Origin of the sequence: Fulverythrobacter ferritrahens, from assembly GCF_020539485.1 — a bacterium.
In the GTDB taxonomy this organism is placed as follows: Bacteria; Pseudomonadota; Alphaproteobacteria; order Sphingomonadales; family Sphingomonadaceae; genus Andeanibacterium; species Andeanibacterium ferritrahens.
On record NZ_JACDXU010000002.1, the window covers coordinates 388,031 to 413,062 of the forward strand.

17 protein-coding genes are annotated in these 25,032 nt (G+C 64.5%); 12 read left to right on the forward strand and 5 right to left on the reverse strand.

The window, feature by feature from the left end:
* Positions 1–78: 78 nt before the first annotated feature.
* The 3 genes from H0274_RS09995 to H0274_RS15615 are packed head-to-tail and all read left to right on the forward strand — an operon-like array spanning position 79 to position 2,947.
* Complete coding sequence (locus H0274_RS09995) at positions 79–1,779, forward strand: M28 family metallopeptidase (RefSeq protein WP_226795192.1); 1,701 nt, start codon at positions 79–81, stop codon at positions 1,777–1,779.
* 8 nt (positions 1,780–1,787) lie between these two features.
* Positions 1,788–2,783, forward strand: coding sequence for an agmatine deiminase family protein (locus tag H0274_RS10000; protein WP_226795193.1), 996 nt, complete (start codon positions 1,788–1,790; stop codon positions 2,781–2,783).
* A 35-nt stretch (positions 2,784–2,818) separates the two neighbouring features.
* Positions 2,819–2,947, forward strand: a complete 129-nt coding sequence (locus H0274_RS15615) for a hypothetical protein (protein WP_264295589.1) — start codon at positions 2,819–2,821, stop codon at positions 2,945–2,947.
* Here the strand turns inward: H0274_RS15615 and H0274_RS10005 are convergent.
* Both H0274_RS10005 and thrS read right to left on the reverse strand, forming a co-directional pair.
* A complete protein-coding gene (locus H0274_RS10005) occupies positions 2,944–5,055 on the reverse strand; it encodes a PQQ-dependent dehydrogenase, methanol/ethanol family (RefSeq protein WP_226795194.1) in 2,112 nt (703 codons plus the stop codon). The genes H0274_RS15615 and H0274_RS10005 overlap by 4 nt on opposite strands.
* A 130-nt stretch (positions 5,056–5,185) precedes the next feature.
* Positions 5,186–7,195 carry a threonine--tRNA ligase gene (gene thrS, locus H0274_RS10010; RefSeq protein ID WP_226795195.1) on the reverse strand — a complete coding sequence of 670 codons (2,010 nt, stop codon included), beginning with the start codon at positions 7,193–7,195 and terminating at the stop codon, positions 5,186–5,188.
* Positions 7,196–7,593: 398 nt separating this feature from the next.
* Between thrS and H0274_RS10015 the strand changes: the two genes are divergently transcribed.
* The 6 genes from H0274_RS10015 to H0274_RS10040 all read left to right on the forward strand — a co-directional run bounded on the left by H0274_RS10015 (position 7,594) and on the right by H0274_RS10040 (position 18,649).
* A complete protein-coding gene (locus H0274_RS10015) occupies positions 7,594–9,687 on the forward strand; it encodes a putative bifunctional diguanylate cyclase/phosphodiesterase (protein ID WP_226795196.1) in 2,094 nt (697 codons plus the stop codon).
* A gap of 116 nt (positions 9,688–9,803) precedes the next feature.
* The gene (locus H0274_RS10020; RefSeq protein WP_226795197.1) at positions 9,804–10,589 is read left to right on the forward strand and encodes an alpha/beta fold hydrolase; all 786 of its coding nucleotides are present in this window, start codon (positions 9,804–9,806) and stop codon (positions 10,587–10,589) included.
* Positions 10,586–11,419 carry a tetratricopeptide repeat protein gene (locus tag H0274_RS10025; protein ID WP_226795198.1) on the forward strand — a complete coding sequence of 278 codons (834 nt, stop codon included), beginning with the start codon at positions 10,586–10,588 and terminating at the stop codon, positions 11,417–11,419. Before H0274_RS10020 ends, H0274_RS10025 begins: the two co-directional genes overlap by 4 nt.
* A gap of 10 nt (positions 11,420–11,429) precedes the next feature.
* Entirely contained in the window at positions 11,430–12,413 is a 984-nt protein-coding gene (locus H0274_RS10030; protein ID WP_226795199.1) for an LLM class flavin-dependent oxidoreductase, read from the forward strand.
* A gap of 223 nt (positions 12,414–12,636) precedes the next feature.
* Positions 12,637–17,331, forward strand: coding sequence for an NAD-glutamate dehydrogenase domain-containing protein (locus H0274_RS10035; RefSeq protein ID WP_226795200.1), 4,695 nt, complete (start codon positions 12,637–12,639; stop codon positions 17,329–17,331).
* A gap of 91 nt (positions 17,332–17,422) precedes the next feature.
* Positions 17,423–18,649 (forward strand): NAD(P)/FAD-dependent oxidoreductase, encoded by a 1,227-nt coding sequence (locus tag H0274_RS10040; protein ID WP_226795201.1) that lies wholly within the window; start codon positions 17,423–17,425, stop codon positions 18,647–18,649.
* A gap of 49 nt (positions 18,650–18,698) precedes the next feature.
* Here H0274_RS10040 and gdhA read toward each other — a convergent pair whose 3' ends face one another.
* Together gdhA and queG are read right to left on the reverse strand one after the other, a co-directional pair.
* Complete coding sequence (gene gdhA, locus H0274_RS10045) at positions 18,699–20,045, reverse strand: NADP-specific glutamate dehydrogenase (protein WP_226795202.1); 1,347 nt, start codon at positions 20,043–20,045, stop codon at positions 18,699–18,701.
* Positions 20,046–20,135: 90 nt separating this feature from the next.
* A complete protein-coding gene (gene queG / locus H0274_RS10050) occupies positions 20,136–21,233 on the reverse strand; it encodes a tRNA epoxyqueuosine(34) reductase QueG (RefSeq protein WP_226795203.1) in 1,098 nt (365 codons plus the stop codon).
* A 44-nt stretch (positions 21,234–21,277) separates the two neighbouring features.
* On the opposite strand from queG, the gene H0274_RS10055 reads away from it, so the two are divergent.
* From H0274_RS10055 to msrB, 3 genes are all read left to right on the forward strand, one after another.
* Positions 21,278–22,261, forward strand: a complete 984-nt coding sequence (locus H0274_RS10055) for an ABC transporter ATP-binding protein (RefSeq protein ID WP_226795204.1) — start codon at positions 21,278–21,280, stop codon at positions 22,259–22,261.
* Positions 22,258–23,541 carry an ABC transporter permease gene (locus H0274_RS10060; protein ID WP_226795205.1) on the forward strand — a complete coding sequence of 428 codons (1,284 nt, stop codon included), beginning with the start codon at positions 22,258–22,260 and terminating at the stop codon, positions 23,539–23,541. The genes H0274_RS10055 and H0274_RS10060 overlap by 4 nt, the downstream gene beginning before the upstream one ends.
* A 123-nt stretch (positions 23,542–23,664) precedes the next feature.
* Positions 23,665–24,168 carry a peptide-methionine (R)-S-oxide reductase MsrB gene (gene msrB, locus H0274_RS10065; RefSeq protein WP_226795206.1) on the forward strand — a complete coding sequence of 168 codons (504 nt, stop codon included), beginning with the start codon at positions 23,665–23,667 and terminating at the stop codon, positions 24,166–24,168.
* Between the two features lie 36 nt (positions 24,169–24,204).
* Here msrB and H0274_RS10070 read toward each other — a convergent pair whose 3' ends face one another.
* A complete protein-coding gene (locus H0274_RS10070; protein WP_226795207.1) occupies positions 24,205–24,882 on the reverse strand; it encodes a PilZ domain-containing protein in 678 nt (225 codons plus the stop codon).
* Positions 24,883–25,032 lie beyond the last annotated feature (150 nt).

The following is a 25,032-nucleotide window of genomic DNA, read 5'->3' on the forward strand; positions in this document are numbered from 1 at the left end:
CGGGTAACGGGCCAGCTTGTATCGCCCCCTGCGCTCTGCCAATGCAGATGGGTTAACAGCATCCTGACAGGCCCTGCCATGCTCCGCTTATTCCTTCCCGCCACTGCTGCCCTGCTGCTGGCGGGCTGCGCCACGACAGGGACCACGGGCACAGCAACGCCGCATGCCGCAGCGCTGGACATTCCCGATGTCGCACCGGTGCCGATTGACACCGATCTGATGCGGGAAGTGACGAAAACCCTTTCTTCTGACGAATACGAGGGCCGCTTCCCCGGCACGGCGGGCGAGACGAAAACGCTGGATTATCTGGTCAGCCAATTCACGGCGGCAGGGCTGCAGCCCGGCAACAAGGGCAGCTGGTTCCAGGATGTGCCGCTGGTGGAAATCACCGGGCGGGATTTCGGGGCACTGAAGGTTTCGGGAAAGGGGCTGGAGATGGCCCTTGCCCATGGCGGCGAATGGGTAGGCGTGACCTATCGCGAACAGCCCCGCGTGGAACTGAAGGATAGCGAGCTGGTCTTCGTCGGCTACGGCATCGTCGCCCCCGAGAAGGGCTGGAACGATTATGCCGGGGTGGACATGCGCGGAAAGACCGCCGTGATCCTGGTCAACGATCCGGACTGGATGAGCGACGAATTGGTTGGGCTCTTCGGCGGTGCGGCCATGACCTATTACGGGCGCTGGACCTACAAGTTCGAGGAAGCCGCCCGGCAGGGCGCGGCAGCCGCGCTGATCGTGCATGACACATTCCCGGCATCCTATGGCTGGAACGTGGTGCAGGATGGCTGGACAGGCCCGCAGGCCTTTGCAGAGCGCGCCAATGGCGGAGCGGACCAGACCCTGATGAACGGCTGGCTGCAGAACGATGCGGCCATCCGGCTGATGGCTACGGCAGGCAGGGATCTGAAGGTGGTGGAAGGCGCCGCACGGGAGAAGGGCTTCCGCGCCGTGCCGCTGGGCCTTGCGATCTCAACCGCCTTTGCCAACGATATTCGCCGCTACAGCTCCAGGAACGTGATCGGGGTGCTGCCGGGCAGCGAGAGGCCGGACGAATATGTCCTGCATTCGGCCCATTGGGACCATCTGGGCCGTTGCACACCCAATGACGAGGGGGACGATATCTGCAACGGCGCGATCGATAATGCTGCGGGCGTCGGCGCCATCGTGGCGCTTGCCAAGGCGCAGGCTCAGGCCGGCCCCGCGCCGCGCAGCATGGCCTTCGTGGCGCTGACGGCTGAGGAACAGGGCCTGCTGGGCAGCGAATATCTGGCGGCCAATCCGGTCTTCCCGCTCGATCACATCGTCGGCGGGCTCAATATCGATACGCCCCTCCTGGCCGGCCCGGCGCGCGATGTGAGCGTGGTCGGCGGCGGCAAGAGCCAGCTGGACGCTTTCCTGGCCCGCGTGCTGGAAAAACAGGGCCGCAGCGCCACGCCCGATCAGTCGCCGCAGGCGGGCTTCTATTACCGGTCGGACCATTTCAGCTTCGCCAAGCGCGGCGTGCCGATGCTGTATGTGGAAGGCGGGGAGGATTTCGTGGATGGCGGCCGCGCGGCAGGTGCCGCCCGGCAGGAACGCTATACGCTGAACGCCTATCACGGGCCCAATGACGAATTCGATCCCGACTGGGATTTCAGCTCCACCCGGCAGGATATGGAGCTTTACTACATGCTGGGCCGGATGATGGCTGAAAGCACGGCCTGGCCGAACTGGAACCCCGGCGACGAATTCCGCCGCATTCGCGATGCCAGCTGCAAGAACACCAAAGGCGGTTGCTGAGACTTGTGATGAATTACATTATGCCCTCCGAATTCGCCCCGCAGGACTGGCTGTGGATCGGCTTTCCCCACGATCCGGTTGAATGGCCTGATTCGCTGCCCCGCGCGCAGGAACAGATCGCCGCTTTCGCCAGCGCCGTTGCCGAAAGCGGCCAGCAGGCGCGGCTATTGGTCCGCAATGAGGAGAACGAGGCGCACGCCCGCTCGCTGGTGAGTGCCGCCGTTACGGTGGAACGGCGCGTCTATGGCGATGTGTGGCTGCGCGATACCGGCCCGCTGGTGGTTATGGATGCAGCCGGAAACCGCATCGCCCGGCGTTTCGGCTTCAATGGCTGGGGCGGCAAATATCTGATGGAGGGCGATCAGGAGATCGGCGCGGAAATCGCTCGCGATGCCGGTTTGCCAGTGGAAAGCTGCGACTGGATTCTGGAAGGCGGTGCGATCGATAATGATGGGACGGGTCTTGTCGTCACGACCGAGCAGGTATTGCTGAACCCCAACCGCAACCCGCAACTTTCCCGCGCGGAGATCGAGCAGCGGCTGGCGCGCGACCTGGGTTTCGACCGGGTGCTGTGGCTGGGCGACGGGCTGCTGAATGACCATACGGACGGCCATGTGGACAATCTCGCCCGTTTCGTGGCGCCGGGCGTGCTGGCGCTGCCGGTGGCGAGCGGGAAGGATGATCCCAATGCCGAGGTCTATGCCGATGCGCGCAGGCGCGCGAAGGCCTTCGGCCTGGAAGTGCGCGATATTCCCTCCCCCGGACTGGTGGGGGATGAGGATGCCGAACCGGCGAGCTACATGAACTTCGCCATCACCTCCAAACTGGTGGTAGTGCCGACCTATGGCAGCCCGATGGATGCCGATGGCGTGGCGGCCGTGGCGGCCTGCTTCCCCGATCGCGACACGATCGGCCTGCCTGCGGACGGCGTATTGGCGGGCGGCGGCAGCTTTCATTGCGCCAGCCAGCAGATGCCCAGCATGGTAGCTGAAACCCCGGCCTAACCTTTTGTTAGGGATTCAAGGACGAGAAAGCGCGCATGGCACGCGCTTTCGCCCTTGTTCCCCATATCTCACCTGATCTGGCGGAGATTCTCCGTCGGGTGCTGGTATGGGGCTGCGCACTGGCCCTGATCGCCGCAGGGCCGGCACTGCCGGCGCTTTTCTAAGCGCCCGTTTTCCCGGCCCCGGCCCCTCCGCCAGCTTTCCGCGCCGCTTCCGCAGCCGTGCCTTCCTTGCCCAGCTTGAGCATATAGGCGCGGATCGATTCGGCCTGATCCTTGGTCAGCTGTTCGGAGAAGCTGGCCATGCCATTATCCTGCAGCGCGCCATCGATTACCACGGAACGCCAGGCATCGGCGCTTAGCGCATATTGCGAGCGGAACAGGTCCGGATTGGTCGGCCCGGCATGGCAGATGCTGCAATAGGTCAGATACCATTTCTGGCCCTCCGCCAGTTGCGCCGGGGTGAACTTCTCGTCGCTCACCGCAAAAGGCGGGGGCGTATAGGGCGGGCGCTCCGGCAGCTTGGCCGTGCCGCCAAGCTTGAACACCAGCAATTGGCCCGGCGGGGGCGGGGTTTCCATCCAGTCGGCTGGACGCGCCATGCCCATGGAGCCACCATAACCGGCCAGCACGGCCACATATTGCACCCCGTTCACGCGGTAGGTGATCGGCCCGGCCAGCACGCCCTGACCGGCATTGAAGCTCCACAATTCCTTGCCGTCGCGCGCATCATAGGCATGGAACTTGCCATAGGCATCACCCTGGAAGACGAGGTTGCCGCCGGTTGCCAGCGTGCCGCCATTCCATGGCCAGGGCCGCTCGATCTTCCACGCCGCCTTCTGCTTTACAGGGTCCCAGGCGACCAGCCAGCCCATGAAGGCGGCCTCATGCTCCTGCCCCTTGGGCGGCAGCCCGCCCATATTGACGCCGGTGTTCCAGCGGCCGGGATGCCGCTCGTAATTCACATCGTCCTTCATGGTGATCGGCGCATGCATCGCCGGGATGTAGACCAGCCCGGTTTTGGGCGAATAGCTCATCGGCATCCAGGCATGGGCGCCAAGGCCCGAAGGATAGACCATGTAGGGCTTGTCGGCGAAGCGGGCTTCTGGCCGTTCTATGGGACGCCCCGTGACCAGGTCGATCTTCTCCGCCCAGTTCTGCGGCACGAAGTTTTCGGCGCTGATCAGCTTCCCGTTGCTGCGGTCGATCACATAGAAGAACCCGTTCTTCGGCGCCTGCATCAGCACCTTGCGCGGCTTTCCGTCGATTGTCAGGTCCGCCAGCGTTATCTGCTGCGTGGCCGTGAAATCCCAGGTCTCGCCCGGGTTCACCTGATAATGCCACTTGTACTTGCCCGTATCGGGATCGAGCGCGAGGATCGAGGAGAGGAACAGGTTGTCCCCCTTGCCCGCCGAGCGCGCGCGGTGGTTCCAGGGCGAGCCATTGCCCACGCCCACGATCAGCTGGTTGAAATCGGCATCATAGACCACCGAATCCCATACGGTGCCGCCGCCGCCCATTTCCCACCAATTGCCATTCCAGGTCTTGCCCGCGAATTTGGCGAAGGCTTCGTCGGATGCGGCCCCGTCCGGCCCATCCGCCGGATTTCCCGGCACGGTGTAGAACCGCCAGACCAACTTGCCATTATTGGCGTCATAGGCGCTGACATAGCCGCGCACGCCCAGTTCCGCGCCGGAATTGCCGATGATGACCTTCCCGCGCACGACGCGCGGGGCCATGGTGATAGTATAGGGCTTCTTCTGGTCGACCGTGACGGTGGACCACACTTCCTTGCCATTCGCCGCATCCAGCGCGATCAGCCTGCCGTCGATGGTGCCGACAAAGACCTTGCCTTCCCACACCGCAACGCCGCGATTGACCACGTCGCAGCAGGCATGGACGCCCTTGGCGCCGATATTCTTGGGATCGTACTGCCACAGCACTTCGCCGGTATCGGCCTTCACCGCCATGACCTTGGACCATGCGGTGGAGAAATACATGATGCCGTCGACCACGATGGGCGTGGCTTCCTGCCCGCGATTGGTGTCGAGCTGGACCGAGAAGGCCAGCCCCAGCTGGCCGACATTGCTGTCGTTTACATCTTCGAGCGGGGAGAAGCGCTGCTCGGCATAAGTGCGGCCATAGGACAGCCAGTTGTCGGGATCGTCTTCCGCAGCGAGCAGCCGCTGTTCGTCGATTGCCCCGTTTTCAGCCTGCTGGATGCAGGCCGCAAGCAGAGCCAAGGCCGCTGCCGCCAATGCGCGCTTGAACATCAATCCTCCCGATCCCCGGGCGTTTCGCCCTTATGCGAATGCACAATAGGCAGAAGCGCGCAGGCCGCAAGCGCCGGTTTTCGCAGTGGGAGGCGAGGCCCCGCCGGTCCGCCCGGCGGGGCTTGCTCAATCAGTTACGCAGATCGGGCGCCTTTGCCCCGGCCACCAGCCGCGCGATTGCCTCGTCGAGCGAGAGGAATTCCTGCTGCTGTTCGCCCAGGGTGCGCATGGCAACGGTGCCCTCATCCGCCTCGCGTTTGCCCACCACCAGCAGATGCGGAACCTTGGCCACGGAATGCTCGCGCACCTTGTAGTTGATCTTCTCGTTGCGAAGATCGGTCTCGACGCGGATTCCGGCAGCCTTCAGCTTCGCTTCCACATCGCGGGCATAGTCGTCCGCATCGGAAACGATAGTGGCGACCACTGCCTGCACCGGCGCCAGCCACAGCGGCATGCGGCCCGCAAAATGCTCGATCAGGATGCCGATGAAGCGTTCATAGGAACCGAAGATCGCGCGGTGCAGCATCACCGGGCGGTGGCGTTCGCCATCTTCCGCGATATAGCTGGCATCCAGACGTTCGGGCAGCACGCGGTCCGACTGGATCGTGCCGACCTGCCAGGTGCGACCGATGGCGTCGGTCAGATGCCATTCCAGCTTGGGCGCATAGAAGGCGCCTTCGCCGGGCAGTTCTTCCCAGCCATATTCCTCGGTGTTGAGGCCCGCGGCAGCCACTGCGTTGCGCAGTTCATTCTCCGCCTGATCCCACATCTCGTCGCTGCCGAAACGCTGTTCCGGGCGCAGAGCGAGCTTGATCGAATAGGTGAAGCCGAAATCTTTGTAGACCCGGTCCGCCAGCTGGCAGAATTTCTGCACTTCGTGGACGATCTGGTCTTCACGGCAGAAGATATGCGCATCGTCCTGCGTGAACTGGCGCACGCGCATCAGGCCATGCAGTGCCCCATGCGGTTCGTTGCGGTGGCAGCAGCCATTCTCGTAAATGCGCAGCGGCAGGTCGCGATAGGACTTGATGCCCTGCTTGAAGATCAGGACATGCGCCGGGCAGTTCATCGGCTTCAGCGCCATCCAGTCCGCATCGCCCGAAATGATCGGCCCTTCGTCATCGACATTGGGAACTTCGTCGGGGATGACGAACATGTTCTCGCGATATTTGCCCCAATGGCCGGACTGTTCCCACTGGCGGGCGTCCATCACTTGCGGCGTCTTGACCTCGCGATAGCCGGAATCGTCGATCGCCCGGCGCATATAGGCTTCCAGCTCGCGCCAGATGAGATAGCCCTTGGGATGCCAGAAGACCGAGCCATGGGCTTCCTGCTGCAGGTGGAACAGGTCCATTTCCTGCCCGAGCTTGCGATGGTCGCGCTTGGCGGCTTCTTCCAGCCGGGTCATATGCGCGTCGAGCTGCTTCTTGTTCAGCCAGCCGGTGCCGTAGATGCGGCTGAGCATCGCGTTCTTCTGGTCGCCGCGCCAATAGGCGCCCGACACGCGGGTGAGCTTGAAGGCTGCGGGATCGAGCTTGCCGGTGGAGGGCAGATGCGGGCCGCGGCACATGTCCAGCCAGTCATCGCCGGACCAGTAGACCGAGAGTTCCTCGTTCTCGGGCAGTTCGGCGGCCCATTCGGCCTTGAAGTTCTCGCCCTGCTGTTTCCAGCGGCTGATCAGCTGTTCACGGCTCCAAACCTCGCGGCGCAGCGGCTTGTCCGCCGCGATGATCTTGCGCATCTCCGCCTCGATCGCGGGCAGATCCTCATCGGTGAAGGGGCGGTCCTTGCCATCAATCTTCGGCGGGGCGAAATCGTAATAGAAGCCGTCGTCGGTAGACGGGCCGAAGGTAATCTGCGTGCCGGGGAACAAGGCCTGCACCGCTTCGGCCAGCACATGGGCGTAATCGTGGCGGGCAAGTTCCAGCGCCTCAGCCTCGTCCCGCGAGGTGACCAGCGCCAGCTGCGCATCGCCCGTGAAGGGCCGGGTGAGATCCACAAGTTCGCCATCCACGCGCGCGGCAAGCGCCGCCTTGGCCAGGCCCGGCCCGATCGCGGCGGCCACATCGGCCGGAGTGGAGCCTGCCGGCATCTCGCGAACCGAACCGTCAGGCAGGCTGATCTTCAACATCTCGCTCATCGAACCCGTCTTTCATTCCAGAGGGGGCGCCATGGCAGAATTGCCCGCGCCCCGAAAGGCCCGGCGTCGTTCAGTTTCGCGAAGGTTCGGGAGGCAGACGCCGCACCGCCCGAACCCGGGCAGCGGCGGTAGCTGAATTACGCGACCAGCCGCCCCGGGGAAACCGGGGTAGTGGTGGTAGTCAGCGGAATGAAGCTATGCGTCATCGCCGTCCATATAGGGGCTGGCTGCGGCAAAGTCACTAACCACTGAAGCGCCGGCTTCTTTCGGCTGGATGACGCTGTATGGCGGTTTGCGTGCAAGGATATTTTCTCAACCATTTCCACTTATCGGGCGGCCCAGACTGGAAATTGCGGCTGGCTGCCCTGGGGCGACCGACCGGGCAAAGGGATACCCCGATGGGGCGTTGGTGGGAAATGGGCCCGAAGCGCGCATTTCGCTGGATATTCGGTTCCCTCGAACGGCGCCTTGCCGGCGCTCTTCTGTTGCTTGTTCTGGCGGCAACGGCGCTGCAGGTCGTTTCGGAAGAACGCGCGGTGACGTTGCGCGCGGAAACCCTGAATCTGCAGCGCGCGGCCGCAAATGCCGAAAATGCGGGCGAACTGATTCGGGCGGTGGCCGATTTTCATATGCAGTCGCATCTGGCGCTGATGCCCAACCCGCCTGAAACAGCGGAGAACTCGCTCACCGATGCCGCTGTACGAATAGACAGGCAACTTACCTTACTGCGCATCAGTGGCGCGCCATTATTCGAGCTGCCCGATGGCACTGAATCCGTAGATCAACTGGGCATTCTGGTGCGGGACATCCGCCACGAAGCTGCCTTGGACGGCTATGACCCTGACCGGCTGGCCTCCATCGAAGCCCGCGTCGCCGGGATGCAGTCCTTTTCCCGCTCTATCGAGTGGATGCTCGATCGCGAGCGGGACGAGGCCTATACCCAGCTCATCGCTTCCACAAATAGCTGGCACACACGCGCAAGTGCCATTGGCGTGGCGATGGTGGCGCTGGCACTGGCGATGCTGGCGGATGTGATGTTCAACATCCTTCCCGCCCTGCGCCGGATGCACAACACGATCCGGCGGCTTGCGAGCGGTGACCTGCATTTCGAGATCGAACAGTTCCGCCTTGAGGAACTCAGCGCACTGGCCGGGCCGCTGGAAACCTTCCGCCGCAATGCGCTGGCGGTGCAGAGCCTGGCCTTTACCGATTCTTCCACCGGCCTGCCCAATCGCCGCGCCTTTATGGAACAGACGCTGGCGCGGCTGGAGGCCGGCCCCGGCAAGGGCGAGGCAGGGCTGGCGGTGATGGTGGTCGATGTCGACAACTTCAAACATGTGAACGACGATTACGGCCATGCCACAGGCGACATGCTGGTAAGGCAAGTGGGCGAGCGGATGCAGCGGGTGCTGGGCGCCCGGGCGATCGTTGCCCGTTCGGGGGGCGACGAATTCGTCATCTGTGCGCCCTATTCCGACCGGCAGTCAGCCGAGGCGATCGGCTCCCGGCTGGTCACTGCCATGCAGGAACCCTTCGATCTGGGCGGCTTCACAGTAGCCATCACCATCTCGCTGGGGTTGGTCGAAACCCAGGGCGCCTCGGGCGAGGTGGCTGTGCATGCCCTGCTCAACCGGGCGGACCTGGCACTCTATGCCTCAAAGAATAACGGCCGCAACCAGGCCTCCTGCTACACGGCGGATTTGGAAAACGAACGCGACGCAGATCGCAGGCTGGAACGCGATCTGACCGGTGCTTTCGAGCGTGGGCAACTGCACATGGTCTATCAGCCGATCCACTCCACTGCGGATCGCGAGGATGAAGTGGAGGCGCTGGTGCGCTGGACCCATCCCGAGCTGGGCGAGGTTTCGCCCGCTCATTTCATTCCGGCGGCAGAGCGTTCCAACCAGATCGTGCGGCTGGGCAGCTGGATCATCGAACGGGCGCTTGCCGATCTGGCGAACTGGCCGGACCTGACGATGAGCCTCAACATCTCTTCCATGCAATTGCAGCAGGACGGCTTTGTCGGTTTCCTCATGCGCTGTTGCCGCAAGCACGAGATCGCTTCGCGCCGCGTGATCCTGGAAGTGACCGAATCCCTTTCCATCGAACGTAACACCCGCGCCCTGATGACGCTGAACCTGTTGCGCAATGCGGGTTTCCGTATCGCGCTGGACGATTTCGGCACCGGCTATTCCTCGCTGTGCCTGATGAAGACCTTCAGGTTCGACCGGCTGAAGCTGGACCGCAGCCTGATCGCCGATCTGGGCAAGGATCCTACTTCGCAGGCCGTGTTCGATGCCGCCGTGACCATGGCGCTGAAGATCGGGGCCGAAGTGGTGGCCGAAGGGATCAGCGACGAGGAACTGGTGGAGCCCGTCCGCCGGGCCGGTTGCACGCATATGCAGGGCTTCCATTACAGCCGCCCGATCGAGGCCGCCGAAGTGCTGCCCTATTTCGCCCGCGCCCGGGAGGAACGCCTGCGGGTGGCGTAGAGGCGCGGATGCAGCCCCCGTTTCTGGCCCCCGCTTCTGCCCCCGCTTCTGCCCCCCTTCCGCCCCCCTTCCGGCCCCCTTGCCGTTTGCGCCGTGCCGGACCACATTGCACGGCGATGAGCGAAACGCGTTACCACTCGCCGCCCGGTAGATCCCTCGATGGTCCGGAGGCCCATCCACGCATCGCCTTCCGCAGGGCAGAGGGGCAGGGCCCCGTGCTAGTCTTCCTGCCCGGCTATATGTCCGACATGGCGGGCAGCAAGGCGACTGCCCTGTTCGACTGGGCCGTGGCCGAAGGGCGGGCCTGCCTGTTGATGGATTATTCGGGCTGCGGGGAAAGCGAGGGCAGTTTTGCCGATGGCACGCTGACTCGCTGGCGCGATGAGGTGCTCTCGCTGGTGGAGGCCCAGACCGAGGGGCCGCTGATCCTGATCGGCTCTTCCATGGGCGGGTGGCTGATGCTGCTCTGCGCGTTGGAAATGGGCGCACTGGAACTGGGCGAACGGGTTGCGGGGCTGGTGGGCATCGCTGCTGCACCGGACTTCACGCAATGGGGCTATGACCCGGATCAGAAGGCGCTGCTCGCCGCCGGGCAAACCGTTCTGGAAGACAATCCCTATGGCCCTGAACCGACGCCCACTCATGCCAGTTTCTGGCAGGATGGGCAGGCGCGCCTGCTGCTGGAGGCACCGATCCCGCTCGACTGCCCGGTGCGGCTGCTCCACGGGCAGGCGGATGCCGATGTGCCCTGGTCCATCTCACTCCAGCTGGCGGAGTGCCTGCGTTCAGACGATGTGCAGGTGGTGCTGGTCAAGGACGGAGACCATCGCCTCTCGCGCGCGGGGGACATCGCGCTGATGCTGCGAACCGTCGATGCGCTCTGCCGGAATTGCGCCCCATGATCGCTGCTTTCATTCTCCCGCTGATCGCTCAGGCCGCTTCGGCCGATATGTTCGACCTGCGCGCGCCGGACCCTTCCCCTTCGCTGGAGGAAGACCGGCTGACCCTGTGCCTCGATCAGGCGCGCAGCGATCCGTCCACGGCTATCGTCACCGCCAGCGTCTGGCTGGGGCAGGCACTGGATGCCGAACGTGCCTATCCCCAGCAATGCCTGGGCATGGCCTATACGCGGCTGCTGCGCTGGAAGGCGGCGGAGGATGCCTTCCTGGCCGCCCGCCGCGATGCACTGGAAAGCACGCCGTCCATCCGGGCGCGGCTGGCCTCCATGGCGGGCAATTCGGCCCTGGCCGAAGGGCGCTATGCCGATGCGCTGGCCGATCTGGACCTTGCCGCGCTGGATGCCGCCACCGCGCTCGACGCGGCGTTGGCAGGGGATGTCCAGATCGACCGCGCCCGCGCGCTGGTCGGGCTCGACAGGGCGGGTGAGGCGGCAGGCGCGCTGGCCGATGCGCGGCGCGATGCTCCGCAAAATCCCGATGGCTGGTTGCTTTCGGCCACGCTCTCGCGCCGTCAGGGCGATCTGGATGGCGCACAATCCTATATCCGCACCGCCGCCGGGCTCGATCCGGCCAATCCGGCAATCGGGCTGGAAGCCGGTGTGATCGCGGCGCTGGCAGGGGCTGACGATGCCGCGCGCAAGAGCTGGCAATCGGTCGTGGAAACGTCACCTGACAGCCCGGAGGCGCAGACAGCGCGCGATTATCTGGCCCAGCTGGGCCTGCCCTCGACAACCGCCTCAACAGCCACTGCGCCCGCCCCCGCAACCCCGTAAGGATCGGCAGATGATACCCCTTTCCGTTCTCGACCTCGTTCCCATCCGTGAAGGCGGCGATGTGTCGGAGGCGCTGGCGCAGGCCGCGCGCTATGCCCAGGCGGCGGAGGCGGCGGGCTACAAGCGGTTCTGGGTGGCGGAACATCACGCGACGGAAGGCGTCGCGGGCGGGGCGGCATCGGTGGTGCTGGCCCATATCGGCCATGCGACGAAAACCATTCGCATCGGATCGGGCGGGATCATGCTGCCCAACCATAACCCCTTTGTCATCGCGGAACAGTTCGGCACGCTCGATGCGCTGTTTCCGGGCCGGATCGATCTCGGGCTGGGCCGGGCGCCCGGCGCGGGTGGGCGTATCGCGCGGGCCCTGCGCAAGGATCTGATGCAGGCCGCCGAGAAATTCCCGCAAGATGTGGTGGAACTGCGCGCGCTGTTCACCGGCGATCCGGAACTGCCGATCCGCGCCACTCCCGGCTTTGGCGCAAAGGTGGAAATGTGGATGCTGGGATCGAGCCTGTTCGGCGCCCAGCTGGCCGCCCATCTGGGCATTCCCTATGCCTTTGCCAGCCATTTCGCGCCCGATCACCTGGACGAGGCGCTGGCGATCTATCGCCGCAATTTCCGCCCTTCTCCCGCGCTCGAGCATCCCTATGCCATGGCGGCGATGACCGTGATCGCCAGCGAGACGGATGCGGATGCGGAATTGCTCGCTTCTTCGCAGGACCAGTCCTTCGTCAGGCTGCGCAGCGGCGATCCGGGCAAGCTTCCCCCACCGGTGCCCGGCTATCGCACCACCCTGCCGCCCCAGGCGCTGGCAATGCTGGAGCATATGGGCTCCGCCCGTGCGGTAGGCAGTCCGGCCACTGTGCGTGAGGGGATCATGCGCTTTGCCGAGCGGACGCAGGCGGACGAACTGATCCTTTCCGGTGCCACTTACGATCCGGCCGCCCGTTGCCATTCGCTGGAACTCACCATGGAGGCGCTCAAGGGATAGGCCATCCCCGAGGCATCCCGACCCGCCTTGAAGCCCCGGCGCGGGAGGCGTAGGGTGTGAACGAATGATACGCGTTGCCGCAAGATAATTTCCCGCCGGTGTTGTCCGGCCCGAGAGGAGTGAAGCGATGGCCCCGTCGCGTTCGAAGGCAAAGACCAGACATTCCCGTTCCGCCAAACCGGCGCCTGCCCCATCCCCTGCCTCTTCCATAACCCCCGATCCGATGGCCGGTGCCATTGCCCGGGCATTGAAGGAATCGGTCCTGCCGGGTGACACTCCCCTGAGGGAGGACCGGCTGGCCGATGCGGCTCTGTTCCTGCTGGAAACGGCCCGCAAGCGGGTGCCCGATCAGCCTTCCATCGCCATCCGCTCCGGCGCGGACGGCCACCGGACCATGGGCATCGCGGTGGTCAATGACGACATGCCCTTCCTGGTGGATTCCGTCGCCGCCGCGCTGGCCGCGCAGGGTCTGGCGATCGACCAGCTGATCCATCCGGTGATGACGGTTCAGCGTGGGCCACAGGGCGAGCTGACCGCCCTTCCCGAAGGGGAGGATGCCGAAGGCGCGCGCGAATCGCTGATCTATGTCGAAACCACCCGGATCGACGCCAAGCAGCGTCGCGCGCTGGCCGATGCGCTGGAAGACACGCTGGCCGATGTGCGCGTTGCCGTGGCGGACTGGCCCCGGATGCAGGCCCTGATCGAAGCCGACGCGGAACGGCTGGGCGATAGCGAAGGCGCGGCGCTGCTGCGCTGGCTGGGCAGCGGGATGCTGACCCAGCTGGGCCATGTCACTCGCCGCCGCGACGGCAGCAATTCCGGCCTGCTGGGCATTTGCCGCCGCGCCGCTCGCGCCATTCTGGCCGATGCGAGCTACGATCGCGCCTTCGCCTGGTTTGACGAGGCCAATGCGGCGGGGACGCAGACTGCGCCGCTGGTGGTGAAGGCCAACCGCCTTGCCCGCGTTCACCGCAATGTGCCGTTGGACCTGTTCATCGTGCCCGTGCTCGAAGGCGGGAAGGTAGTGGCGCTGTCCGTCCATGCGGGCATCTGGACCAGCGCCGCGCTGGGCGCTGCGCCCACCAGCGTACCCCGCTTGCGCCTGCAGATGGAACGCCTGCTGGAACGCCTGCATTTCGAGCCTGACGATCATGACGGCAAGAGCCTGGCCCATGCTTTCGCCACCCTGCCGCATGATGTGGTGATCAGCTTCTCGGACGAGGCGGTGGAGCGGGTCATCACCACCATGATGGCCCTGACCGACCGGCCCCGCCCGCGCGTGACCATCGTGCCCGCCGCGCTGGAGCGGCATCTGTTCGCCTTCGTCTGGTTCCCGCGCGACATGCTGTCCACCACTGTGCGGCTGCGCATCCAGGCTATGCTGGAAGCGGAAACCGGCGGCAATGTGCTGGACTGGAGCCTGTCGGTTGAAGGCGGCAATCTGGTTACCCTGCGCGTGTTGATCGACATTCGCGACGGTGCCGCCTCCGTCCCTGACGAGGCGCTGCTCGATGCCCGGCTGCAGGCCATGCTGCGCGGCTGGACCGAGGCAGTGGAAACCGAGCTGGCGCAAAGCGAGGAACCGGGCCGCGCCGCTGCCCTTGCCACCCGCTATGCCGAAGCCTTCCCGGCGCCTTACCATTCCGAATATGGGCCGGCTGAGGCCGCATGCGACATTCTGCGCTTGCGGTCGCTCCAGAATGCCGAGCCGCCACTGGCGGAAGGGCGCAGCGCGCGCCTCTATCGCCGAGAGGGGGAAGACAGTTCCCGTCTGCGGCTGAAGCTCTACCAGCTCGGCGGATCGATGCCCCTTTCGGATGCGGTTCCGGCACTGGAGAATTTCGGTTTCCGGGTGCTGGCCGAAGTGCCCACTCCGCTCGAACATGGCCGGCTGGCGACGATCCACGACTTCACGCTGGCCCTGCCTGCGGGTGAAGATGCGGACCGCGTCATGACTCGCGCCGAGGCTATCGAAGATGCGATTTCGGCAGTGCTGAACGGCGCAGCGGAAAATGACGTGTTCAACCGGCTGACGGTGGGCGTGGCCTTGTCTGCCCGCGATGCCGATCTGCTGCGAGCCTTCTATCGCTATCTGCGGCAGGCCGGGATCAGCTATACGATCTATACGGTGGTGGATGCGCTGGATCGCGCACGGGACGTTACCCGGGCGCTGGTCACTCTGTTCGACAGGCAGCACAATCCTGCCTTCAAGGGCGACCGGGCCCGCGCCGTCGCGGCGGCGGAGGATGCGATCCGCGAGGGGCTGGCCAAGGTGGAGGCGATCAATGACGATCGCCTGCTGCGCCTGTACCACGCCGCGCTGGGCGCCGTGCTGCGCACCAATGCCTTTGCCCCGGCAGGCGCGGAGGCGCTGGCCTTCAAGCTCGATTCCGCGCAGGTTCCCGGATTGCCCCGGCCCGTGCCATGGCGCGAGGTGTGGATTTATTCGCGGCGGCTTGAAGGGATACATCTGCGCGCCGGGCCGGTGGCCCGCGGCGGCATCCGCTGGTCGGATCGGCGGGACGATTTCCGCACCGAAATCCTGGGCCTGATGAAGGCGCAGCGCGTGAAGAACGCGGTGATCGTGCCCACCGGCGCCAAGGGCGGCTTCTATCCCAAGCAACTGCCCGATCCGCGCCGCCCCGAAACGGGCGGGCGCGATGCCTGGGCTGCGGAAGGCAAGGCGAGCTATCAGATTTTCATCCGCAGCCTGCTGTCGCTGACCGACAATATCGTGAACGACAAGGTGGTGCATCCTGCAGGTGTGGTGGTGCGCGATGGGGACGATCCTTATTTCGTGGTCGCCGCCGACAAGGGCACCGCGACCTTCTCCGATGTGGCCAATGCGCTGGCGGAGGAACGGGATTTCTGGCTGGATGATGCCTTCGCCAGCGGTGGCAGCCATGGCTATGACCACAAGGCGATGGGCATCACCGCGCGCGGTGCATGGCTATCGGTCCAGCGGCACTTCCTGGAACTGGGCGTGGATGTTCAGCAAGATCCGGTACGCGTGGTGGGATGCGGCGATATGTCGGGCGACGTGTTCGGCAATGGCATGCTGCTGTCCAAATCCCTCAAGCTGGTCGCCGCATTTGACCACCGGCATATTTTCATCGATCCCGATCCGGACCCGGCAAAAAGCTGGAAGGAGCGCAAGCGCCTGTTCGGCCTGCCCCGTTCCAGCTGGGACGATTATGAGAAGGCGCTGATCTCCAAGGGCGGCGGCGTCTTTCCCCGGAGCATGAAGAGCATCCCGCTTTCACCCGAAGCGCGCGCGGTGCTGGGCGTCGAGGCCAGGGAACTGGACCCGGAAAGCCTGATCTCCGCCATTCTCAAGGCGCCCGTGGACCTGTTGTGGTTTGGCGGCATCGGCACCTATGTGAAGGCATCGGGCGAAAACAACGTGGCCGTGGGCGATCCCGCCAACGATGCCCTGCGTGTGGACGGGCGGGACATTCGCGCCCGCGTGATTGGCGAAGGGGCCAATCTGGGCTGCACCCAGGCAGGCAGGATCGAATTCGCGCTGAAGGGCAATGGTAGCGCGGGTGGGGGCGGCCGGGGCGGGCGGAACAACACCGATTTCATCGACAATTCCGCCGGCGTCGATTGTTCCGACAATGAAGTGAACATCAAGATCGCCTTCGCCGCTGCCCGGCGCGCGGGCAAGCTGGGCGAGAAGCGCCGCGACGAATTGCTGGTGCAGATGACCGATGAAGTGGCCAGGATCGTGCTGGAGGATAACCGCCTCCAGGCGCTGGGCCTGTCCATTGCCGAGGCTGGCGGGGCGGCGGCCATGCCATCCTATCTGCGCGTGATCGACAAGCTGGAGGAACTGGGCCAGCTTGATCGCAAGACCGAAGGCCTGGCCGATAATGAGACGCTGGCCCGCCGCGCGGCGGATGGCCATGGCCTGACCCGACCCGAGCTGGCCGTGCTGCTCTCCAGTTCCAAGCTGGCCTTGCAGGAAGCTATCGAGAACAGCCTCCTGGCAGATGACAAGCTTCTGGTGCCCACCCTGATTGCCGCCTTCCCCGGCCCGATGCAGGACAAGTTCCGCAAGCAGATATTGGGGCATCGGCTGCGGCGGGAAATCATCGCCACCAAGCTGGCCAACCGTATCGTCAACCGGATGGGCCTGATCCATCCCTTCGAACTGGCTGAGGAAGAAGGCGCATCGCTGGATCAGGTCGCCAGCGCCTTCGCCTGTGCCGAAGCTTTGTTCGGCATGGGTGCCATCTGGCAAATGATCGAAACGGCGCCCATGCCCGAAGGCGCCCGGATCAGGCTGTTCGACCGCGCCGCCGCTGCTCTGACCGACCACATGGCAGACCTGCTGCGCGTCGGGAAGGGATCGCTGGAACCGTCACTGCTGGCCGAAGAACTGGGCAAGGGCGTGGGCAAATTGTCCGGCGCGGCGCAGAAGCTGCTGGCGGACGAGGCACGCGGACAATCCGCCCGGATGCGGGCCGCCTTCATCGAAGCGGGCGCGCCGGAAGCCGAGGCCGCCGCCGTGGCGCATCTCTATGATCTCGACGGAGCGATCGGCCTTTCCCTGCTGGCGCGCGACAGCGGCACCGATGCCATCGCACTGGCCCGGGCCTTCATCGATCTGGGGGCAAGGCTGGGGCTGGACTGGGCCCAGCAGAGCGCCGCCCGGATGAGCCCTTCCGACCCGTGGGAACGCTTGCTGGTGAACGGGCTGGCCCGCGATTTCCAGCATATGCGGCTGGATTTCCTGCGCCGCACGATGGGCCGCAAAACCGCGCCGGATGCGGCGGTGGAACGCTGGGCCGAGGCACAGGCCAGCGCCGTTGCCCAGTTCCGTGCGGTGGTGGCCCGCGCGCAGGCCGCCGTGCCGCCCGCGCCCGCCATGCTGGCCCAGATCGCCAGCCAGGCGCGCAACCTGCTGGCGCGGTGAACGCCCTTATGTGCAGGAACATGCTCCGCGCAACAAAGCGTGCGCGCGGGGCACTTGAGACAAGGCAAGGGAATATGCGAAGGGCCGCTTCATGGCACATGACGTAATCATAGTGGGCACGGGGCATGGCGGGGCGCAGGCGGCAATCGCACTGCGCCAGCAGGGCTTCACGGGATCGATCCTGATGCTGGGGCGCGACAGCCTGCCCCCCTATGAGCGGCCGCCGCTTTCCAAGGAATATCTATCCCGCGAGAAGGTGCTGGAACGCATCATGATCCGCCCCGAACATTTCTGGGCGGACAAGAGCGTGGAGCTGAAGCTGGGCGCCACCGTGACCGGCGTCGATCCGGCGGCGCATGAAGTGATCCTGGCCGATGGAACGCACCTTGGCTATGGCTCGCTTATCTGGGCCGCAGGCGGCGATCCGCGTCGCCTCTCCTGCCCGGGCGCCGATCTGGCGGGCATCCATTACGTGCGCGACGTTGCCGATGCGGATGGGATGATGGCCGAGCTGGATGCGGGCGTAAAGCGCGTGGCGGTGATCGGCGGCGGCTATATCGGGCTGGAAGCGGCTGCAGTGCTGACCAAGTTCGGCTGCCATGTGACGCTGCTGGAAGCCCTGCCCCGCGTGCTGGCCCGTGTTGCGGGGGAAGATCTCTCCCAATTCTACGAGGCGGAGCATCGTGCCCATGGCGTGGATCTGCGCACCGGAACGGCAGTGGCATCGATCGAGGGTGACGGCACTCGTGTTACCGGCGTGAAGCTGGCGGATGGCGAGGTGATCCCGGCCGAAATGGTGGTGGTGGGCATCGGCATCGTCCCCGCCGTCGGCCCGCTGATCGCCGCTGGCGCTGCGGGCGGCAACGGCGTGGATGTGGACGAATATTGCCGCACCGTGCTGGACGATGTCTATGCCATCGGCGATTGCGCGGCCCATGCGAATGCTTTCGCGGGCGGTGCCGTGATCCGTCTGGAAAGCGTGCAGAACGCCAATGACATGGCCACTACGGCGGCCAGGGCGATCTGCGGCGATCCCCAACCCTATCACGCCCTGCCCTGGTTCTGGTCCAACCAGTATGATCTCAAGCTGCAGACAGCGGGGCTCAGCCTGGGGCATGACGCCACCGTGCTGCGCGGCGATCCGGCCACGCGCAGTTTCAGCGTGATTTACCTGAAGGATGGCAAGATCATCGCGCTCGACTGCGTGAATGCGATGAAGGACTATGTCCAGGGCCGCAAGCTGGTGGAAGCGGGCGCGAAGATCGCCCCCGAAATGCTGATGGATACCTCGGTGCCGCTGAAGGAAATGGCGGGCTAGGGGAATGGCCGGTTAGCGCTTCAGGCAACCGGCCATTCCTCCATCAGCGTCAGATCACGCCCATGGCCTGCATCGCTTCGGCAACGCGCACGAAGCCGGCCACATTCGCGCCCAGCACGTAATCGCCCGGCACGCCATATTCCTCGGCCGTGGCGGCGCAGCGATCGTGAATGTCGTGCATGATCGCGGCGAGGCGTTCCTCGGTCTGTTCGAAAGTCCAGCTATCGCGCGAGGCATTCTGCTGCATTTCGAGAGCGGATGTCGCCACCCCGCCTGCATTGGCTGCCTTGCCCGGCGCAAACATTACGCCCGCTTCCTGGAACAGCCGCACGGCTTCCGGGGTGGAAGGCATGTTCGCCCCTTCGCCCACCGCCGTCACGCCATTGCGGATCAGCGTCCCGGCATCCTTGCCGGTCAGTTCGTTCTGCGTGGCGGAAGGCATGGCGACATCGCAGGGAACATCCCAGATCGATCCCTTTTCGACATAATGCGATCCTGATTTCAGATCGACATATTCGGAAATGCGGCCACGCCGGATTTCCTTGATCTCCTTCACCAGTTCCAGATCGATGCCGGCCTCATCCACGATATATCCGTTGGAATCCGAACAGGCGATGACCTTGCCGCCGAATTCGCGGATCTTCTCGATCGTATAGATCGCGACATTGCCGGAACCGGAAACCACCGCACGCTTGCCGTCGAAGCCTTCACCGCGCGTGGCGAGCATCCGGTTCACGAAATAGACTGCGCCATAGCCGGTCGCCTCGCGCCGCGCGCGTGAACCGCCATAGACCAGACCCTTGCCAGTCAGCACCCCTGCCTCATAGCGATTGGTCAGCCGCTTGTACTGGCCGAACAGGAAGCCGATTTCCCGCGCGCCCACGCCGATATCGCCGGCGGGCACATCGGTATATTCGCCCAGATGGCGATACAGCTCGGTCATGAAGGACTGGCAGAAACGCATGATCTCGCCATCGGAACGGCCGCGCGGATTGAAATCCGATCCGCCCTTGCCCCCGCCGATCGGCAGGCCGGTCAGCGCGTTTTTGAAAATCTGCTCGAAGCCCAGGAACTTGATGATCCCGACATTCACCGAAGGGTGAAAGCGCAGCCCGCCCTTATAGGGGCCGAGCGCGGAATTGAACTGCACGCGGAAGCCGCGGTTGATCTGCACCTGCCCGGCATCGTCCACCCAGGGTACGCGGAAAATGATCTGCCGTTCAGGCTCGCATATACGTTCGATAAGGGCGTGATCCGCATATTCGGGATGTTTCGCGATCACTCGCCCGAGGCTTTCCAGTACTTCCTGCACTGCCTGCAGGAACTCTGTTTCACCCGCGTTCCGCCGCAGCACATCGTCCAGGATGGGCTGCAGCTTCTCATCAATCTTGGTCAACTATTTCCTCCTGTGGTGCCAGTTTTCTGGCTGATCCCCCCGGTGGACTAATTGGCCGCCCTCGTCAAAGCATGGAGGCAGGAAGGGGCATCAGGAGGGATCGGCGGCCTCCTCAGCCGCACGGGGGCCGCCAAGCTCCGCCAGCGCCCAGGCGGCTGCTTCGGCCACAACCGGATCGGCATCTCCTGCCAGCATCCGCACCTGTGGCAGCAATGCCGGATTGCCGCTGTTCCCCGCCGCGATCAGGCAATTCCTGACGAAACGGTTGCGCCCGATGCGCTTGATCGGGCTGCCGGAAAATTTCGCCCGGAAGGCGGCATCGTCCAGCGTCAGCAATTCTTTCAGCCGCGGTTCCACCAGTTCCTCGCGCGGGAGAAAGGCGGCGTGCCGCGCGGCCTGATCGGCGAATTTGTTCCAGGGGCACACGGCCAGACAATCGTCGCAGCCATAGATGCGGTTGCCCATCGGCTTGCGGAATTCTTCCGGGATCGGGCCCTTATGCTCGATAGTAAGGTAGGAAATGCAGCGCCGCGCATCGAGCCGGTATGGTTCGGGGAAGGCTCTGGTGGGGCAAGCGTCCTGGCAGGCATTGCAACTGCCGCAGCGATTGGAATGGGGCTCGTCCGGCGCAAAGGGCAGGGTGGTGTACATCGCCCCCAGGAACAGCCAGCTGCCATGGGTGCGGCTGACGAGGTTGGTGTGTTTACCTTGCCAGCCTAGGCCGGCGGCTTCGCCCAGCGGCTTTTCCATCACCGGTGCGGTATCCACGAACACTTTGAGGGCAACCTCTGTTCCATTGCTCTCGCATTCGGCCACCAGCCAGCGAGCCAGGCCTTTCAGCGCCTTCTTCAGCACATCATGATAGTCGCGGCCTTGTGCATAGACGGAAATCCGCGCTTTTTCAGGGTCTCCCTCCAGTGCCAGCGGGTCATGCGGCGGGGCATAGGACATGCCCAGCGCGATCACGCTGCGCGCCTCGGGCCACATGCTCTGAGGGCCCCGGCGGACATCTGCCCGGTCCGCCATCCATTGCATTTCCCCATGGAAGCCATCGCCCAGCCACTGGTCCAACCGCGCGGCGCGCAGTGGATCGTCCGCCGCCGGAGCAAAACCGATAGCGGCAAAGCCCAGCCGCCTCGCTTCTTCTACCAGCCCGGTCTTCAGCGTATCGAGGCGATGATTAACCAAGTTCGCTGTTGCTCCTGTTCATCGGCAAAGGGTAATTCCCGCCTATGCAAACCGAGCTAGGCGATCACCGACCGGCGGACAACCACACAAACCCGCCGGCCATAGAGGCGCGGGGGCTGGTGAAGCGTTTTGATGGAACGCTGGCAGTGGCCGGGGTGGACCTGACCGTTCCCCAAGGCGCGATCTACGGCATATTGGGTCCCAATGGTGCGGGTAAGACCACCACCTTGCGCATGTTGCTGGGCATCATCGATCCCGATCAGGGCACCCGCAGGATGCTGGGGCATGAGCGGCCGCACGATGTCGCCCGGCTGATCGGCTATCTGCCTGAAGAGCGCGGGCTCTATCCTTCGATGAAGGCCTATGAGGCGATCGCCTTCATGGGCGCCCTGCGCGGATTGCCGCTGAAGGAAGGTCGGGAAAGAGGCCGCGAATTGCTGGAAGCGCATGGGCTGGGTCATGCGGCGGAGCGGCAGATCCGGCAATTGTCCAAGGGCATGGCGCAAACCGTTCAATTGCTCGGCACGTTGGTCCACAAGCCGAAGCTGGTGGTGCTGGACGAGCCCTTTTCCGGCCTCGACGCCCTCAATCAGGGCAAGCTGGAACAGATGATCCGCCGTCTGGCGGATGAAGGCACTACGGTGATCTTTTCCACCCATGTGATCGCCCATGCGGAGCGTCTGTGCGAACAGATCGCCATCATCGCCGGGGGCAAGGTGCCCTTTGCGGGGCCAGTGGATGAGGCGCGAGACAGGATTCCCGCACAGGTCCGGCTGGAAACCGCCCATGCGGACGGTCCCTGGCGCGCAGCGCTGCCCGCTGCCGCCCGGCATGAGGGCAACTTCTGGTATTTCGACTTGCCCGATACGGGGATCGAACCCTTGCTGCGTGCGCTGATCGAAGGGGAGGCGGGAATCCTGTCGCTCTCCATCGAACGGGCCGGCCTGCATGACGCCTTCGTGGCCATAGCGGGCGAGGCCGCGGCCCGTGCGCTGGATGCCTCCCCGGAAGAGGGAGAGGGGCAATGAGCCAGTCCGGCATCAGAGGGGGCCGCCTGTCGACTGTCCAGGCCGCTTTCGTGGTCGCCCGGCGCGATTTTGTGGCGATTCTGCTCAGCCGCACCTTCATCTTCTTCCTGCTGGGCCCGCTTTTCCCCCTGATCGTCGGCGGGCTTGCCGGCGGCATCGGGGAACAGGTGCAGCAGGAAGCGGCGCAGCCCGAAATCGGCATTGCCATGCAGGGAGCGGATGTGGACCGGATGCTGGCCGCCTATGACCAGCTCGCGCCCCGGATCGGGCCAGCCATTCCCCGCATGGTGGAATTGCGACGGCTCTCGCCCGGCGAGACATTCGATGCCCGCTCCGTGCTGGAGCATGCCCAGGGCGACATGGCCGCCATAGTGACCGGCACCCCTGCCTCCCCCGAGCTTACCGCTACGCAGGAACGGCTCGAATGGTGGAAAGGCCCGGTGGGGTTGATCTCGGCCCAGGCGCTCCAGCGCGGGCCCATCGATTTTCCGCCGGTAAAGCTCGCCAGCGTCGCCACCAGCGGAGCGAAGGAAAAGCGGGGCAGGGTCGCGACCGCGCAGGTGGGGCAGACGGTGCTGTTCCTGCTGATCATGTTGCTGGCTGGCATGGTCCTTTCCAATCTGGTGGAGGAGAAGGCCAACAAGATCATTGAAGTCCTTGCCGCAGCCATACCGATGGATGCCGTATTCCTGGGCAAGCTGTTCGCCATGCTGGCCGTATCGCTGGTGGGGATTACGGTATGGGCCACGGTGATTGGCGGGCTGGTTGGCCTGGCCGGAATGCAGGATACGCTGCCTGCGGGGATGAGCCTCGCCGATCTGCCCACCCCCGGCGTCGGCTGGCCGTTGTTCTTCCTGCTCGGCGTGATCTATTTCGCCATGGGCTATCTGCTGCTGGGCTCCATCTTCCTCTCGATCGGCTCCATGGCGGCCACGGTGCGCGAAGTGCAGACCCTGTCCATGCCGGTGACGATGCTGCAGGTTCTGATCTTCTTCTTTTCCGCCTATGCCCTGACCCAGACCGGCAAGCCTATGGAACTGGCGGCCATCGCCTTTCCCCTCAGCTCTCCCTTCGCCATGCTTGCTCGCGCGGCGACAGACGATGCGCTGTGGCCGCATCTGGCGGCGCTGACGTGGCAGGCGATTGCGGTGGCGATCTTCGTGAAGGTCGGCTCTGCCCTGTTCCGCAAGCGCGTGATGAAATCAGGGCCGCAACATGGCGTGAAGAAGCGGCGCGGCCTGTTGGCGATACTCAACGGCCGGGGGACACTCGCAAGCTAGACGGCGCGGAATATCTCACCGCCTGGGCTGACCTCGAGCGCAACCCTTTCGCCATTCATGCGTTGGCGTGATAAGAGAAGAGTGTGGCAACAGCCGCCGGTGGAAACCGATAAGGAGAGGCACATGAAACCGCATCTCGCCCCAGCGCAGGGGCCATCGCGCAGGACTGTGCTTGGCTGGTTCGGCGGCGCCGTTTCCTTCACGGCGCTGGCCAGTGCCAGCCCGTCTTTCGCGGCCGGCTATCGCGTGACCCATACGGATGCGGAATGGCGCAAACTGCTGGACCGGCAGGCCTATGACGTGTTGCGCCACGAAGCGACCGAGCGGCCTTTCTCCTCGCCGCTCAACGATGAACATCGCAAGGGTACGTTCCTGTGCAAGGGCTGCAATAACGAGCTGTATTCGAGCGAGACGAAGTTCGAGAGCGGCACGGGCTGGCCCAGTTTCTGGAAGCCGCTGCCCGGCGCGGTGGGCACTTCTACCGATAAGAAGCTCGGCTACCCCCGCACTGAAGTGCATTGCGCGGATTGTGGCGGCCATCTGGGCCACGTATTCCGCGATGGGCCGAAGCCGACCGGGCTGCGCTATTGCATGAATGGCGTGGCGATGAAGTTTCGACCTGCCTGATTCCGGCAGGCTGGCGGGGGCGCTGGCCCTAAGCCTTCAACGGCGGAACGTGTCCGGGATCCAGGTGCCGCTTTCAATATTGCAATTGCCCTGCAACTGATCGGCAAGTCTGGCCAGTTCGGCGAACTGGAACGTATCGTCAAACACCAGGCCGTAATTGGCGCCCTTGCGCCAGCGCACCCGCGCCTGGATCACGGGCAGATTATCGGCCTCCAGCCGCAGCTTCTGGTCAATCGCCATATAGAGCGGGGATTCGATCTGCGCGCCTTGCTGCGAGATATTGTGAATCACCACACCCGCCGTGCGGCCATGGCAGGAAATCAGCGCGGGAAGTTGCAGCTTCAGCCGCACCGGGCGCTTGGGATAGCGGCTTTTGTTATGCAGCAGCCGGTCAATATCGACCGGAACCGGGAAGCGGAAACCGGCAGCGCCTTCCTTTTCCCAGACCCGTTCGATCGGATGCTGATCCCCATTGGGCAGTTCCAGCGTCAGCTGGACGCCCTGCGGCAGCGGATGGAAAGTGCGGATGCTGACCCCGGTGGAGGACGCATCGCGGACGATGCAGAGATATTCCCCCGTAGCGCAGATGAGCTTGGCTGTGCGGATGAGCAGAGTGAAGCGCGGTGCAATGCGCTGCTCACTGCCGTCTTCCGGCAATGAGCTGGCTTTCTGGCCTTCTCCCTGCCCGCCCGGCGTATGCACAACCTCAGTCATAGCGTCTCTCATCTGGGTCGGGACAAGCCCCCGATTACAGTCCCGCGCACGGGCTGCATGGGCCGAGGGAATAGAATGCCTAACCCCCGCACATGTTGCCTATCGTGCTCAATCTATCGAAAAAAAGCTAACATTCCCTGACTTCGAAAC